Origin of the sequence: Erysipelatoclostridium sp. AM42-17 (assembly GCF_003480255.1) — a bacterium.
Classification (GTDB): Bacteria; Bacillota_I; Bacilli_A; order Erysipelotrichales; family Coprobacillaceae; genus Faecalibacillus.
This window is the reverse complement of record NZ_QUIN01000003.1, coordinates 27555-42896: the sequence shown is the minus strand read 5'-3', so window position 1 is coordinate 42896 and position 15342 is coordinate 27555. Positions and strand designations below refer to the sequence as shown.

Here is a 15342-nt window from a genome sequence, read left to right as displayed (position 1 = left end):
AGTATAGTGATAACATAGGTTCAAGTTTTATAGAGGGGGAAAATAAAAATGAATAATAAAACTTTAAAGATTGCAACCGTAGGGTTAATGGCAGCTTTAGCTTACATTAGTTTTACATTCTTGCAAATAAAGATTCCAACACCTGGGGGTTATACTTCTTTCCATTTAGGAAATACCTTTGTTGTTTTAGCTGCCTTATTAGTAGGTGGTGTACCTGGTGGAATTGCTGGTTCTATTGGTATGGGAATTGGGGATTTACTAGATCCTATTTATGTTACATATGCGCCTAAGACAATTATTTTAAAATTAATGATTGGGGTTGTCACTGGACTTGTTGCTCATCATGTGTTTCACGTGAAGGAATTAGAAGGAAAAAGATTATATATTGCAGTAATTGTTTCAAGTATTGCTGGTTTATTCTTCAATGTTGTTGGAGAACCATTATTTGGATACTTCTATAACAGTGTCATTCTTGGTGCACCAGCAGATGCAGCAAAAGCACTTGCAGCATGGAATGGTATCACAACTTCAACAAATGCAATTATTAGTGTTATCGTTGCTTCATTATTATATATAGCTATTCAACCAGCATTAAAGAAATCTGGTTTACTTGATAAATTAGCTCCAAAAAAATAACAAGGTTCACATTGAACCTTGTTTTAATTTTATTCTTTCTGACTCTTTTTTTAATACCTTCATCAGTATAGGGGCACATATTAAATAGAAGAAGAAATTTCCAACAGCGTGAAACGTATCAAATAAAAGACCTGCTGTATAATAAACAATATATAAAGCTGGACCACCTAACATAAGCTGTTCTAATGAAACAACTATTCCAAATGCATAACCCATAAAAAATGAAAATATCGCCATAGGGAACACTTTCGGTTCCTTATTTATTTTCTTTAAAAAATCTAATAAAATTTGCGTTATTAAACAAATAACAACCCATGCAAGTATTTGAAAGAACGTCCATGTTCCCATTCCTAAAAACAAATTAGAAACAACTGTCGTCACTATACTTAATTTTACTCCAAAAGATAAACCAAATAACATAACAGAAATAATAATAATGGATGTTACTGGTTTAATGTTCGGTAATGCTTGAAGATATATTCTTGAAGCAATATTCACTGCTGCTAATATTCCTATTAAACTTATTTCCTTTACTTTATCTGAATTCATTTTTTATTCCTTTAATTATAATTGACATAGCGCCATACAATTTTATCATTATTTTCTAAACTATAATAACCACATGATTTATTGGGAAATACTCCATTAACACTATACATCCATCCCGACATATTACCATGTTGTTTTTCGAATAAATCGCCAATACCTTTTACATATATTTTACTTCCGTAAACACCTAGTCCATTTTGTGATGCAACTTTAGTCAAAACATCATAAACACTTGTTCCTTTTTCAACATTAACATTTCCACTCATCATTAAGTTTCCCATTCCATAAACTTGAATGCTCACATTTATTGCTTCTTCATTTGGGGTTTGAGATGTTGACTGATGATTTGATTGATTATTGTTTGTTGATTGACTTCCAGATTGTACTTGGTTATTTTGTGATGTACTGGTTTCACTATGACTCGATTTGTTTGCTTCATTACTTTTATTACTTGATGATGATGTTGTACTTTTGGAAGTACTTTGATTAGCCTCGTTACTAACAACATTACTTTGAGAATCTACATTTTTACTCTCCTCATTTTCTTGTTGATTAGTATCTTCTTTTTTTTCTTTCTTTTTCTTAGTATTCTTTTGACTTATAGTATCTTTTTGTACTATCGATTGATTTTGATAATTTCCTGTGATTCCATTGTAAAATGAAAAACCACCTATAAAAACAAAAGAAATTGTAATAAAAATTATTACAATTCTTTTACTTAAATATAATGCTTTAAATTTATTAACAAGCTTTTTCATTTTCTTTTCTTAATACTAAGAATAATCCTGCTGAAATCATAGATAATGAAACAAATACAGTAACACTTGTATTATCTCCAGTTTTTACAGCAGTAGCTGTTTGATCTTTTTTTGGTGATTGACTATCGTTTTTATTTTCTGTTTGAGTTGGAGTTTGAGCAGGTTTAACTTCTACTCTTGTTAATGTTGAATCAGGATTTCCATAACCGATTGCTTTATAAATTACGCTACCGTTAATAATAGTACCCATTGCTCTTGCAGCATCTTGAGTAGCATATCTATTTTCTTCTCCTGCATTATTGTACCAAAATGATCCTGTATCAGTATTTTGATAATTTAATAAAACATCAATTTGATTTGAATTATTTTTATTGTATAAACCATTTAATAAGTCATCTCTATTATATACAGATAATCCTTCAATTGCACAAGCTTGACTATCTGGGTTAACTGATCCATAATCAGGAAATCCTACATCATTTTGTTGTTCTTTTAAATATCCAATTGCTTTTTGAATAGTTGAAGAATATTGTTTTTTCCCTGCAATACTTAAAGCTTCAATACCCCAACCAGTAACATCACATCCTGAATTCTTTTTAGTTGAATCATAGTAGTCAAAATTCCAAAATCCACCATCTTCATTAATATCTGAGGCGATATGGTTTGCAACTAATTGGACTTTAGATGATGAAACTGATTCTAAAGCAAGTAATCCCCAAATATCAATGTTGCTTCCTAACTTTTTACCAAAACATCCCTTATCATCTATTTTGCTTTCTAATTCATTTACTAAATTTACTGATGAACCATTAATAGTTAAATTTGTAGGATCTTTCTTTAATAATTTTGCAACAATGATTTCTTTGGCAAGTGCATTTACAGTTGATATATTCCCATTTAAATTTGATTCAAAATCAGAAATATCAAAATCATCTTCTACTTCTCCACCTAAAGCTTCATAAGCAATCATATCATTGAGATAATCTCCTAAATTATTATAAGTTTGCCCATAATATTCATAAGTACTATATTTTGTTAAACCATTTTTCTTATAATAAGCTTTTACTTTATCTGCTGCATCTAACAATTTGTTTGTATCATATGTATTTGCTGCTGATACACCAGATATTGCAGTCATAAAACATAGTACAGATATCATAAGACTGCAAATAATTTTTTTCATTTTCATGTTCTTTCCCCTTTCAAATTAAATAACTTCTAAATAAAAAACTAGGCATAGTTATCCTAGTTAAAATCTAGAAGAACTACTTTATACTCCGTAAAGTGTATCCTTAGATATAGGCAAGTATTCCGACTCTGTTTCATTGTTTAAGCGTCTTCCCAGTTTTCCAGTGACTTTTGCTTATTCTCCACATTACGGCGGCGGGACCGTTCAGGTATTTCACCTGATTCCTTCTTAATTCAAGATAGTGTAAATATATTGAAACCTATAAATATTATTCAATTTTACTTTGTACTTGCCTATTATAATATATATCTTTTTAAAAATATAGTCATAATTAAAAAAACGCATGGTTTCATGCGTTCTTTTTACTATCTAATTGTTGTACCGTTAGGTAAGTCTCCAGCATCTAATACACCTAATACTTTTTTATCTCCACCTGCAAGAATCATACCTTGAGATTCTACACCTCTAATTTTTGCAGGTTTTAAATTAGATACTACTACAACTTTTCTTTCTACAAATTCTTCTGGTTTGTATAGTTCAGCAATACCACTTACAATTTGTCTTGGTTGATCTTCACCAATATCAATTTGACTTACTAATAATTTATCAGCATTAGGATGTTTTTCACATTTTAATACTGTTCCTACTTTTAATTCTATTTTAGAGAAATCATCGATTGTAATTTCTTCTTTTGTTTCTAATTTTTCTTTTGCTTTTTTAATAGATGCTTTTTGTTTAGCTTCTATTTCAGATACTTTTTTAGCAATTTCTTTAGGATCCAATCTTGCAAATAACATTTTTGGTTTTTCAACTACTTTAGTACCAGATTTATATACACCAAATTCTTTTAAACTATCAAAATCTCTAGCATCTGTATTAATTTGATCTAAGATTTTTTGAGCTGTAGATGGAATATATGGAACTAACATAACTGCACTAAAACGAATAGCTTCAATTAAGTTATATAAAACTGTAGCTAAACGATCTTTTTTAGTTTCATCTTTAGCTAATGCCCATGGCATAGTTTCGTCAATGTATTTATTTGTTCTTCTTAATAAATTAAAGATTTCATCTAATGCATTTGATGCTTTATATTCATCCATTTTTTCAATGGCTTTTGCTGGCATTGCTAGTGCTAGATCTTTTAATTCTTGATCAACATCTTCAGATACGTTTTTATTTTCAACAATACCCCCAAAATATTTATTAGACATAGCTATTGTACGATTAACTAAGTTACCTAATACATTAGCTAAATCACTATTAATTCTTTCTACTAATAAATCCCATGTAATACTTCCATCATTATCATATGGAATTTCATGTAATACATAATATCTAACTGCATCTACACCAAATAAATCAACTAAGTCATCAGCATAAATAACATTACCTTTTGATTTAGACATTTTACTTTCACCTTGTAATAACCAAGGATGACCAAATACTTGTTTTGGTAAAGGAATATCTAATGCCATTAACATAATTGGCCAGTAAATTGTATGGAATCTAACAATATCTTTACCAATTAAATGTAAATCTGCAGGCCAATACTTTTTATATAAGTCACCATGATTTCCATCAACGTCATAACCTAATCCTGTAATATAGTTTGTTAAGGCATCAATCCATACATACACAACATGTTTTGGATCAAAGTCAACTGGAATAGACCATTTAAATGATGTACGAGATACACATAAATCTTGTAAACCTGGTTTTAAGAAGTTATTCATCATTTCATTTTTTCTTGATACAGGTTGAATAAATTCTGGATGTTCTTCAATATGTTTAATTAAACGATCTTGATATTTGGATAATTTAAAGAAATAAGCTTCTTCTTTTGCATCATGTACCGGTCCACCACAATCAGGACATTTACCATCTACTAATTGTGATTCTGTGAAAAATGATTCACATGCTGTACAATATTTACCTTCATAATGTCCTAAATAAATATCACCTTGATCATATAATTTTTTAAAAATCTTTTGAACTTGTTTTTCATGATATTCATCAGTTGTACGCATAAAACGATCATATGTTGTATCCATCATATCCCAAATACGTTTTACTTCACCAGCTACTTTATCAACATAAGCTTTAGGTTCAATTCCTGCTTCATTGGCCTTAATTTCAATTTTTTGTCCATGTTCATCTGTACCAGTTTGAAAATAAACATTGTAACCTTCTTGTCTTTTAAATCTCGCTATTGCATCAGCTAAAATAATTTCATATGTATTTCCAATATGAGGTTTACCTGATGTATAAGTAATTGCAGTTGTTAAATAAAAATCTTTTTTTTCTTTCATACTTTCCTCCCAATAAAAAAATCGTCCTTCTGTAAAAGGACGAATAATCGCGGTACCACCTTTTTTACATACAATACAATGTATGTCACTCAAAACTTTAACGCAGTTAACGTTTATCCTTAACTATTCAGGATAACTGCTCATGGCCCATCACATAAAGCTAACTACTAGTTTTCACCAACCACTAGTTCTCTAAAAAGTATTACTTTATCATTTTCCAATCTTTGCATTTTTCATACTATTAAACTTTATCAAACTCTAATTTAAAAGTCAACTTTATGCTTGTTAACACTATTATTTTAACCAATAATGTTTCACGTGAAACATTATTGATGATATTCTTTGTAAACAGCATTTTTATTTAGACTTCTTTGTTTTGCAACTTCCTTGATTGCATCTTTTGTTGACATACCCTTTTCAATATACATATCAACATCTTCTTTAATTGTTGTCTCAAATTCAATGACTTCTTCTTGTTCATTATTTCCTTCAACAACAATTACCATTTCACCTTTTAATTCATCTACAATTTCTAATACTTCTGAGATTGTTCCACGAATAATTTCTTCATGTTTCTTAGTTAGTTCTCTACATAATGAAATATGTCTATCTCCTAAAATTTTATGCATTAAATTTAATGTCTTTTTAATTCTATGTGGTGATTCATAATATACGATTGTTTCTTTATAATTTTTTAAACTTTCTAATTCTTTCTTTTTTTTCTTGTCTAAATGATCTAAGAATCCATAAAACATAAACGGTTGTGGCGTAATACCTGAAACTACCAAAGCATCTAAACATGCATTAGCACCACTGATTGGTACTACATTAATGTTTTCGTTAATGCAAGCTTTAACCAACTCATATCCAGGATCAGAAATAGCTGGATATCCTGCATCACTTACCAAAGCTATATCGTTACCTTCTTTTAATAATGAAATTAATTTAGGTATTGACTTCTCTATATTGTGTTCATGATGAGAAATAAGTTTTGTTGAAATATTAAAATGATTAAGCAACTTAATAGTATTACGTGTATCTTCTGCAGCAATATAATTGACTTCTTCTAATATTTTTAATGATCTGATTGTCATTTCATCTAGATTACCTATTGGTGTAGCAACAATATATAATGTAGATAAATTGTTTTCAAAACTTTTTTGTCTATTCATCAATAATCTCTCCAAACATTTTTCTTACTTCATTACTGTAACTTCCATCGTCATTATGAGCATATAAAGGTGGTTCTATTTTTATTCCTTTTTTACCTTTAAACATTCCTTCAACTAAAAGTACATGAGAATCTCTATTTACTTTAGGATATACAAAACGTATTCTTTTAGGCTCAATATCATACTTTTGCATAAGATTCAATATTTCAATCATGCGATCTGGTCGATGAACCATTGCCAAACGTCCCTTGTTATCTAATATTCGTGCAGCACTTTTTATAATACCTTCAAGATCAATTTTGATTTCATGTCTTGCAATTGTTAGATATTCATTTTCGTTTAAATTACTATCCTCATCAACTCTAAAAAATGGTGGATTACAAACAACTAATTGAGCTTTTGTATTACAATCAATAACATGATTTGCTATATCATCATGAATGATTTCAATTTGGTCATTTAGTTGATTCATTGATACATTTTTTTTAGCTAAATCTGCTGCTTCTTCTTGTATTTCGATTCCTGTTATGTGTTTATGAGTTCTTTTTGATAACAATAAAGGAATTGCAGCATTGTTAGTACCAAAGTCAACAATTTCCTTTACATCTTTATTAATTGTACAGAAGTTTGCAAGTAAAACAGTATCCAAAGAAAAATGGAACATGTCCTTTCTTTGGATAATCTTAAGATCTTTATGTGCTAATAAATAATTAAGTATTTCATTATCGTTCATTTTTTTTACCTTTATGTACATGATGATTATTGTTATGATTATTATTTTTATCAAATGTAATCTCATCTAAACTAACAAAGATAACTCCATTTTTTGAATCAATCTTTACTAAATCACTAATAACATTAAGTCCTAATACTTTAACATCATTTCCTTCATATTTCACTTTTGATCCAATTTTAGGAAATCTTTTCTTTTCTTGAGTATAAATATCATCCTCATATTTTAAACAACATAATAATCTACCACAAGCACCTGATATTTTATCAATATTAATCGCAAGCATTTGATTTTTTGCCATGTTAATAGAAACACCATTAAATTCGCCAAGCATTGTTGAACAACAAAGTGGTAAACCACATGTACCAATTCCACCAACAACCTTAGCCTTATCTCGGGGACCAATTTGTCTTAACTCAATACGACATCTAAATACAGTAGCTAATTCTTTAAGTAATTCTCTGAAGTCAACTCGATCGTCTGATGTATACATAAAGATAATCTTAGCCTTATCTAACGTATATTCGCATTTAGTTAATTGCATGTTAATATCATAACGAGAAACGATTTCTTTACATGTTTCTAATGCTTTTTGAGCATCAATTAAGTTTTTTTCAAAATTATCAATATCTCTTTTTGTTGCTTTTCTTAAAATATGTTTAAGTTCTGTATCTAAATCGAACTCTGATAAATCTTTTAATTCTTGAGATATTTCCCCTAACTCAAGACCTCTAGCAGTTTCAACAACTACATTTTCACCTTTATCTAATAATAGATCAGTAGAGAAATAATATACTTTACCAGCGTTCTTAAATTTTACACTTGCTAGTTTTTTTTCAGCCATATGCATATCCTTTCTATAATCTAAACATCATACTATCCATAAGTAATGGAATATTTGCATTTGTATCTATAAGATACAAAGTTTCTAATACTAATTCAATCTTCTTAATTATATCATCATTGTCAAATTCTAGCGACTTAAATAAATCTATATGATTAACATAATATATAAATTCTTGATTATGTTTCACGTGAAACATATCTTTTAACGCAAGCGTTAATAAACGTAAAAATAATTTTATACTTTCCTTATCTTTATATGTCTTTAAAAGATTAGTTTGTGTATTAATAATAAGATTTTCTCTTTTAGTAAATAAATCTTCAACAAAATTAATCACTTGTAAAATAATATAATCGAGTTTTTCATCATCATACTGGTCAATAGCATCTACATCTCTATTTAAATCAGATAAGATATTTGCTTTTTCTTGATCAATACCTTTTTCAATGAGTCGATTGATAAATTCTAATTGACTATCAGGTTTAAGTTCAATCACTTCACATCGTGAGCGAATTGTTGGTAAAACCTTATTCATATTTTTTGTTGTAAAAATAGAATATATACCTGGTGTTGGTTCTTCTAACATTTTTAACAATGTATTCATAGCTTCTTTAGATGAGTATTCAATATTTTTTAATATATATAATTTATTTTTCCCTTCTAAAGATGTTTTATTAAAAGTTTCTTGTATGTATTCGATATTTGTTTTTTTGATTGAAGACTCTAAACCATCAAATACGATCATATCCGCATATTTATGATTCAAAACTTTTTGACAATCAACACATTGCTCGCAAGCAAGTTTTTGATCACAAATAAAAGACATGGCTAGAAATTGTAATGCTTTTTCAGTATTGTTGCCTGATAAAATAAAAGCATGGGGAATTTTATTGTTTTCAAATTGATTTTTAATTATTTGATAAAAAATGGGTTGATTTTCAATTAAATAATCTTTTATCATAAGATTTTATTAATTTCCTCTAATAATTGATGTGTCACTTCATTACGTGATAAACTCGCATCAATCTTAACAATACGATCAGGATATTTATCACAGATTTCTAAATAGCCTTCATATACCTGTTTATGAAATTGTGTAGATTCCAAATCTAAACGATTTGTTTCTCTTTGATTATCTTGAATACGTTTTAATCCATCTAAATAATTAATATCAAAAAATATAGTTTTATCTGGCATGACATCATTAATTGCAAATAAATTCATTTGGTATACTTCATCTATTCCTAAATTTCTAGCAACACCTTGATATGCAAGTGAACTATCTACAAAACGATCACATAAAACAATATATCCATCTTTTAAAGCTGGTAATACTTTTTCAACAAGATGTTGTCTTCTCGCTGCAGCATACAGTAAAGCTTCTGTTTTATAATCCATTTTCGTATTATTTTTATCTAAAATAATATTTCTAATTTGTTCTGCAATATCAACACCGCCAGGTTCTCTTGTCATTAAAACCTTATATCCTTGTTGTTTTAATATTTCCGCAACATTTTGACATGCTGTTGTCTTTCCACTACCTTCAGGACCTTCTAATGTTATAAATTTTCCCTTCATTACAATCTCACCTCTAATTCAATATTATATCTAAAATAGAACATAAAGTCTAATTATCTCATGATAGTGATGATAACAAAAATTATCAATCCATATATACCAAAAATAAAGAAAAAAATGAAACATAAAATAAATGGAAAATGAATGGTTGAAAATATATTATTAGTAATGATTACTAATAATAAAGATAACATGATTCTCTTTATTAATTTAATAAAAAACACCCCATATAACTATATGAGATGTTTACATTTTTTTTCTTCCTTCTAATGATTTTAACAAAGTTAGCTCATCAGCATAATCAATATTACTTCCTATTGGTAATCCATTAGCAATACGACTTGTCGTAATATTCTTTTTATTTAATAATTTACTTAAAAATAAAGCTGTTGTTTCCCCCTCACGGGTAGGATTCGTTGCAATAATGACTTCCTTTATTTGATCATCTAAACGATTAAATAAAGATTGAATATTTAAATCATCCATCGTTTTACCATCAATAATAGAAATAGTGCCATGTAAAACATGATAAAGACCATGATATTCTTTTACTTTTTCCATTGCAAAAACATCTTTAGGCGATTCGACAACACAGATAGTTGAATGATCTCTTGTTGGATCATTACAAATATCACAAGTATCACCTTCACATATATGTCCACATATCTTACAATAATGAATTTTATCTTGAAAAGTTGATAATACAGAAGCAAATTCTTGTACATGTTCTTTGTCCATTGATAAAACATGATAAGCTAAACGTTCTGCACTTTTTCCACCAATTCCTGGTAATCTTTTAAAACATTCAACCAAATCATCAAAAGCTTTAGGATAATTCATACTTTCCTCCTATTCTTCTATTTCTACAATATCTTTGCCAAACATCTCAATAGCCAATTTTTGGGCATCTGTTAATTGAGGTTTAGGTTCTTGATATTCTTTAATATGATGTAAAATAATAGCTTGTGGTTTTGGTAATTGACCACTTCTATTTAATTCGATGAACTTATTTCTCATTTGTGGCCAATCATCTTCTAAAACCGCTATAAAATCAAATTCTTGACCTAACACTTCCTTTAAAAATTGTTTTAATAAATGATAATTATCTGAATAATTAACATTATTAACATCTGGAAGATGTTTAAACGTTAAAATAAATGCATTTTCTCCTGCTGCTACTGGTTTTCCATCACATAACATTGTCGCAAATTTAGCAGTATTTAAATTATAACGATACTTGCTTATAACTTGCCAACGATCTTGAATATCATTTAAAACTGTTCTTTTTGCTTGAACTAAAATATTTAATATATCATCAAATGAAACTTCTATATGATCAATATTTTCTTCATGATCATCTTCTTGTGGTTCCTCAATATTATCTTCGATTATTTCTTCTACAACAGGTTGTTTTATTGTTTCTTGAACTTGTACAGGTTGTACTGATTCACTCATAACTTCTTCAATATCTAATTTTTCATAACTATGACTATGTAAAGCAGATTCTACTGGTTGAGTATTGATGACTTCTTGATCATCAATTACAGGTTTATTTTGCGTATTTATTGGTTGAATAACTTCCTCATTTTGGATTTTATGATCTTCTTTTATATGATTACATATTTTTAATACTGCAAGTTCAAAGTATGTATGCGCATTTGTTGATTGATTATAATGCTCACTTGCTTCAATAAATATTTGAATCATATCAAAAGCTTCATCTACTAAAATATAAGGAATAATCGAATCTAAATGACTTTGACGTAAAACAAATAAAACATCTACTGATTGAGTATTTTTATAAATAATAATATCTTTTAAAATATCTATCAAATCAAATGTAAGACGTTTCATATCAATGCTGGCTGACATCATTGTATCTAATGACTCTAATACAGCTTTCATGTCTTTATTTAATAATAATTTAATAAATTTAATCTTATCTTGAATAGATAATAAACCATAAACTTGATTAATATTGGCTACTGTTAAATCATCATTAAAAGCTAAACATTGTTCTAGAATACTTAATGCATCACGCATTCCTCCATCAGCTAATTGAGCAATAATCTCTAATGCTTCAGGTTCAAAATGTTTATTTTCTGATTGTAATACATAAGTCAATCGTTGTTCAATATCTTGATCTTCTACCCTTTTAAAATCAAATCTTTGACAACGAGAAATAATTGTTGGTAGTATTTTATGAGGTTCAGTTGTTGCTAGAATAAAAACAATATGAGCAGGTGGTTCTTCTAATGTCTTTAGTAAAGCATTAAAAGCTCCTGGTGACATCATATGAACTTCATCAATAATATAAACTTTATATTTAGCACTTATCGGTGCATATTTAACTTTATCAATTAAATCTCTTACTTCATCTACACCATTATTGCTGGCAGCATCAATTTCAATGACATCAGGATGTTCGCCGGCAGTAATAGCTTTACAACTATCACATTGATTACATGGCACATGATCTCCATTACAATTGATTGCTTTAGCAAATATTTTTGCAACAGTTGTCTTCCCTGTACCACGAGGTCCAGCAAATAAATAAGCATGCGCAATTTTCCCTTCTTTTATTGCATTTTGTAAGGTCTTTTTTACATGATCTTGTCCTGCTAAGTCTTCAAAACTTTGCGGACGATAAGTACGATATAACGCTTTATATGCCATAATCAATCCACTCCAATCCCCTTTATTATACATTAAAAACGATAGTTATCCTATCGTTTTTGTTTAAAATAATCTTTTATAATTTTAGAACATTGATCAATTAAAATATCCTTTGTTACCATAGGAATATGATTTACAGGATATTGACTATGAATGATTTTATCAAAAGCTAACCATCTTGTATCATGGGCACCATATACAACTCTTTGAATACGACTTTGAATAATGACCCCAGTACACATCAAACAAGGTTCCAATGTCGTATAAAGCGTACAATCATCTAAACGCCATGAATTTAATTTACGACAAGCCTTTTGAATAGCAATTGTTTCAGCATGAGCTGTAGCCATATTTTTAGATTCCCTTTGATTATGACCTCTCGCAATAATTTTACCATCTCTAACAATCACTGCCCCAACAGGTACTTCATCTATTTTTAAAGCCTTTAATGCTTCATGATAAGCTTTTTGCATATAATATTCATCATTCATTCTTTTTTCTCCTTAAAAAAAGCCACTACACATAGACGGTGATTCTTAATGCTGCTGCCTTCCGGTCCTGACATGGTTCGAAGCCGCCTATTGTAATGGCAATTATGATTATATCTTATTTTAGATAATTAAGCAATATATTTTATTAAAGAGTTAAAGCCATCATTGTAGCATCATAATAATGATTATCTATCTTAAAACGTTTTGGCATCTTCCCAGTTTCTATAAAACCAAATTTTTTATATAATCCCATAGCTGACATATTATCACTTCTTACTTCTAAATAGATAACATCTATTTGATGCTCCTTAGCATATAAAATTAATTCTTCCATCATTGAAGACCCTATCGACATATGCCAATAATCTTTTTTAACAGAGATCCCTAGCTCACAAGTATGACTCATTCTTGTTTGTGTTTCACCTATTAAAGAAGCTACTGATACAAGTTCGTCATCAATAAAACCAAGAAATAAACAAGATTGTTCTTGTTCATGCATTTCTTCTATAAGTTCCATCTCTGATAAAACATTCATCTTACACTCATTTAATCCATAAGTTAAAAAATCACTTTCTCCACCTACTTGATTAAAGTAATCAATTAACATATCTGCATCTTCTACTTCTGCTTCACTTACAAATAATTCCATATTTTCCTCCATAAAAAATACGTATCGAAGATACGTATTATTTAACAGGTACTAATTTTTCTTTTCCACCCATATACATTTGTAATGGTTTAGGAATATTAATAGAACCATCTTCATTATAATTATTTTCAATAAAAGCAATGACTGCTCGTGTACTTGCTAGTACAGTATTATTTAAAGTAGATACATAATAATTACCATTTTCACCTTTGGCACGAATACCTAAACGTCTAGCTTGTGCATCACCTAAAGTTGAACATGATCCAACTTCAAAGTATTTTTGTTGACGTGGTGACCATGCTTCAACATCACAAGATTTAACTTTTAAATCAGCTAAATCACCAGAACAACATTCAAGTGTTCTTACTGGAATATCCATGCTTCTAAATAATTCTACAGTGTAAGACCACATTTTATCATACCATTCCATTGCTTCTTCTGGTTTACATAAAACAACCATTTCTTGTTTTTCAAATTGATGAACACGATAAATACCACGTTCTTCAATACCATGAGCACCAACTTCTTTTCTAAAGCAAGGAGAATAAGAAGTCATAGTAATTGGTAAATCTTTTTCTTCTACGATTTGTCCTTTAAATTTACCTATCATACTATGTTCACTTGTACCAATTAAGTATAAATCTTCTCCTTCGATTTTATACATCATGGCATCCATTTCTTCAAAAGACATGACTCCAGTGACAACATCACTACGAATCATAAATGGAGGAATACAGTAAGTAAATCCTTTATCAATCATAAAATCTCTTGCATAAGATAACATTGCTGATGATAAACGAGCAATATCTCCCATTAAATAGTAGAATCCATTACCACTTGTTCTACCAGAAGCATCTTTATCTAATCCATTAAAACGAGCAATAATATCAGCATGATATGGAATTTCATATTCTGGTACAACAGGATCACCATATTTTTGAATTTCTACGTTTTCACTATCATCTTTACCAATAGGAACTGAATCATCAATAATGTTAGGAATCTTCATCATAACTTCTTTTAATTCTTTTCCATATTGTTCTTCTTTAGCTTCTAAATCTTTTAATTCATCAGCCATAGAAGTTACTTTTCTTTTATTTTCTTCTGCTGCTTCCTTATTACCTTCACGCATAAAAGCACCAATTTCTTTTGATAACTTATTACGCATACTTCTAATATCACTTGCTTTAGTAAGAACTTCTCGATATTCTCTATCTAATTTATAAGCTTCATCAACTAATTCTACGCGATCTTCTTGAAATTTCTTTCTCATGTTTTCTTTAACAAGCGTAGGATTTTCTCTAATTAATGCAATATCAATCATAATTATCTCCCTTTATTGTTACTAATACGAACTAAATTATACATCAACCACTATCTTTATTCAATTATTTATCTCATTTCTCTCTTGATCCATTCCATAATCAGTCCAACAATCATATCTTGTTGATGAGATGTTAATTGAACACCTGAAGGAATATGATGCCATTTCATCAAACACTGTCGGCAACAACATGCTGTTGCATGTTGAGCTATAAAAACTGGATGGTTTTTCATTGGTGTCTGTTTACCATCATTTTTAATAACTGCCGGTGCTAATCTTTTAGCAATAAAATCATGAGCATGACTTTCAATCACATCATAGCCTTTATCAATAACATATTGTTTATCTTTAGGTTTTAAATGAAATGAACTTCTAAAACGAGAATGAGATAGACGATTTAAAATATCATCATAATCATTCATAAACAAAGA

16 protein-coding genes, 1 other RNA gene, 1 riboswitch and 1 other annotated feature are annotated in these 15342 nt (G+C 29.0%); of the genes, 1 reads left to right on the top strand and 16 read right to left on the bottom strand.

Annotated elements, in window-relative coordinates; translation table 11 throughout:
* Positions 1-48 precede the first annotated feature (48 nt).
* A complete protein-coding gene (locus DW911_RS02270; RefSeq protein ID WP_118432961.1) occupies positions 49-636 on the top strand; it encodes an ECF transporter S component in 588 nt (195 codons plus the stop codon).
* A 6-nt stretch (positions 637-642) separates the two neighbouring features.
* On the opposite strand, the gene DW911_RS02265 is transcribed toward DW911_RS02270, so the two are convergent.
* The 16 genes from DW911_RS02265 to DW911_RS02190 all read right to left on the bottom strand — a co-directional run bounded on the left by DW911_RS02265 (position 643) and on the right by DW911_RS02190 (position 15333).
* Complete coding sequence (locus DW911_RS02265) at positions 643-1185, bottom strand: ECF transporter S component (protein ID WP_118432962.1); 543 nt, start codon at positions 1183-1185, stop codon at positions 643-645.
* An 11-nt stretch (positions 1186-1196) separates the two neighbouring features.
* The gene (locus DW911_RS02260; protein ID WP_118607412.1) at positions 1197-1943 is read right to left on the bottom strand and encodes a DUF4430 domain-containing protein; all 747 of its coding nucleotides are present in this window, start codon (positions 1941-1943) and stop codon (positions 1197-1199) included.
* Positions 1927-3132, bottom strand: a complete 1206-nt coding sequence (locus DW911_RS02255) for a prenyltransferase/squalene oxidase repeat-containing protein (protein WP_118432964.1) — start codon at positions 3130-3132, stop codon at positions 1927-1929. The genes DW911_RS02260 and DW911_RS02255 overlap by 17 nt, the downstream gene beginning before the upstream one ends.
* Before the next feature lie 95 nt (positions 3133-3227).
* Positions 3228-3410, bottom strand: a riboswitch (cobalamin riboswitch).
* Between the two features lie 87 nt (positions 3411-3497).
* Complete coding sequence (metG, locus tag DW911_RS02250; RefSeq protein WP_255415282.1) at positions 3498-5489, bottom strand: methionine--tRNA ligase; 1992 nt, start codon at positions 5487-5489, stop codon at positions 3498-3500.
* Positions 5477-5678 (bottom strand) — a binding site (T-box leader). Its footprint overlaps the gene before it by 13 nt.
* A gap of 92 nt (positions 5679-5770) precedes the next feature.
* Complete coding sequence (gene rsmI / locus DW911_RS02245; RefSeq protein ID WP_118432966.1) at positions 5771-6616, bottom strand: 16S rRNA (cytidine(1402)-2'-O)-methyltransferase; 846 nt, start codon at positions 6614-6616, stop codon at positions 5771-5773.
* Positions 6609-7349 (bottom strand): tRNA1(Val) (adenine(37)-N6)-methyltransferase, encoded by a 741-nt coding sequence (locus tag DW911_RS02240; RefSeq protein ID WP_118607410.1) that lies wholly within the window; start codon positions 7347-7349, stop codon positions 6609-6611. Before DW911_RS02240 ends, rsmI begins: the two co-directional genes overlap by 8 nt.
* Complete coding sequence (locus DW911_RS02235; protein ID WP_118607409.1) at positions 7339-8193, bottom strand: PSP1 domain-containing protein; 855 nt, start codon at positions 8191-8193, stop codon at positions 7339-7341. The genes DW911_RS02240 and DW911_RS02235 overlap by 11 nt, the downstream gene beginning before the upstream one ends.
* Before the next feature lie 13 nt (positions 8194-8206).
* Entirely contained in the window at positions 8207-9154 is a 948-nt protein-coding gene (locus DW911_RS02230; protein ID WP_233542986.1) for a hypothetical protein, read from the bottom strand.
* Entirely contained in the window at positions 9151-9771 is a 621-nt protein-coding gene (tmk, locus tag DW911_RS02225) for a dTMP kinase (protein WP_118432969.1), read from the bottom strand. Before tmk ends, DW911_RS02230 begins: the two co-directional genes overlap by 4 nt.
* A 246-nt stretch (positions 9772-10017) precedes the next feature.
* A complete protein-coding gene (gene recR, locus DW911_RS02220; RefSeq protein ID WP_118432970.1) occupies positions 10018-10611 on the bottom strand; it encodes a recombination mediator RecR in 594 nt (197 codons plus the stop codon).
* Positions 10612-10620: 9 nt separating this feature from the next.
* Complete coding sequence (dnaX, locus tag DW911_RS02215) at positions 10621-12447, bottom strand: DNA polymerase III subunit gamma/tau (protein WP_118607428.1); 1827 nt, start codon at positions 12445-12447, stop codon at positions 10621-10623.
* Positions 12448-12497: 50 nt separating this feature from the next.
* On the bottom strand, positions 12498-12938 hold the full coding sequence (locus tag DW911_RS02210) for a nucleoside deaminase (protein WP_118432971.1): 441 nt from the start codon (positions 12936-12938) through the stop codon (positions 12498-12500).
* 15 nt (positions 12939-12953) lie between these two features.
* An RNA gene (gene ffs, locus DW911_RS02205) (signal recognition particle sRNA small type) lies at positions 12954-13041 on the bottom strand.
* A gap of 42 nt (positions 13042-13083) precedes the next feature.
* The gene (locus DW911_RS02200) at positions 13084-13587 is read right to left on the bottom strand and encodes a GNAT family N-acetyltransferase (RefSeq protein ID WP_158575431.1); all 504 of its coding nucleotides are present in this window, start codon (positions 13585-13587) and stop codon (positions 13084-13086) included.
* A gap of 37 nt (positions 13588-13624) precedes the next feature.
* Entirely contained in the window at positions 13625-14911 is a 1287-nt protein-coding gene (gene serS / locus DW911_RS02195; protein WP_118432973.1) for a serine--tRNA ligase, read from the bottom strand.
* Between the two features lie 68 nt (positions 14912-14979).
* Positions 14980-15333, bottom strand: a complete 354-nt coding sequence (locus DW911_RS02190) for a DUF4186 domain-containing protein (protein WP_118432974.1) — start codon at positions 15331-15333, stop codon at positions 14980-14982.
* Positions 15334-15342 lie beyond the last annotated feature (9 nt).

Bases quoted from the DNA above. Each gene is read 5' to 3' on its own strand.
- serS (WP_118432973.1), bottom strand. From the start codon at position 14,911: ATGATTGATATTGCATTAATTAGAGAAAATCCTACGCTTGTTAAAGAA.
- DW911_RS02240 (WP_118607410.1), bottom strand. From the start codon at position 7,349: ATGAACGATAATGAAATACTTAATTATTTATTAGCACATAAAGATCTT.
- DW911_RS02230 (WP_233542986.1), bottom strand. From the start codon at position 9,154: ATGATAAAAGATTATTTAATTGAAAATCAACCCATTTTTTATCAAATA.
- DW911_RS02190 (WP_118432974.1), bottom strand. From the start codon at position 15,333: ATGAATGATTATGATGATATTTTAAATCGTCTATCTCATTCTCGTTTT.
- DW911_RS02210 (WP_118432971.1), bottom strand. From the start codon at position 12,938: ATGAATGATGAATATTATATGCAAAAAGCTTATCATGAAGCATTAAAG.
- dnaX (WP_118607428.1), bottom strand. From the start codon at position 12,447: ATGGCATATAAAGCGTTATATCGTACTTATCGTCCGCAAAGTTTTGAA.
- DW911_RS02200 (WP_158575431.1), bottom strand. From the start codon at position 13,587: ATGGAATTATTTGTAAGTGAAGCAGAAGTAGAAGATGCAGATATGTTA.
- DW911_RS02270 (WP_118432961.1), top strand. From the start codon at position 49: ATGAATAATAAAACTTTAAAGATTGCAACCGTAGGGTTAATGGCAGCT.
- DW911_RS02260 (WP_118607412.1), bottom strand. From the start codon at position 1,943: ATGAAAAAGCTTGTTAATAAATTTAAAGCATTATATTTAAGTAAAAGA.
- DW911_RS02235 (WP_118607409.1), bottom strand. From the start codon at position 8,193: ATGGCTGAAAAAAAACTAGCAAGTGTAAAATTTAAGAACGCTGGTAAA.
- DW911_RS02265 (WP_118432962.1), bottom strand. From the start codon at position 1,185: ATGAATTCAGATAAAGTAAAGGAAATAAGTTTAATAGGAATATTAGCA.
- tmk (WP_118432969.1), bottom strand. From the start codon at position 9,771: ATGAAGGGAAAATTTATAACATTAGAAGGTCCTGAAGGTAGTGGAAAG.
- DW911_RS02255 (WP_118432964.1), bottom strand. From the start codon at position 3,132: ATGAAAATGAAAAAAATTATTTGCAGTCTTATGATATCTGTACTATGT.
- rsmI (WP_118432966.1), bottom strand. From the start codon at position 6,616: ATGAATAGACAAAAAAGTTTTGAAAACAATTTATCTACATTATATATT.
- recR (WP_118432970.1), bottom strand. From the start codon at position 10,611: ATGAATTATCCTAAAGCTTTTGATGATTTGGTTGAATGTTTTAAAAGA.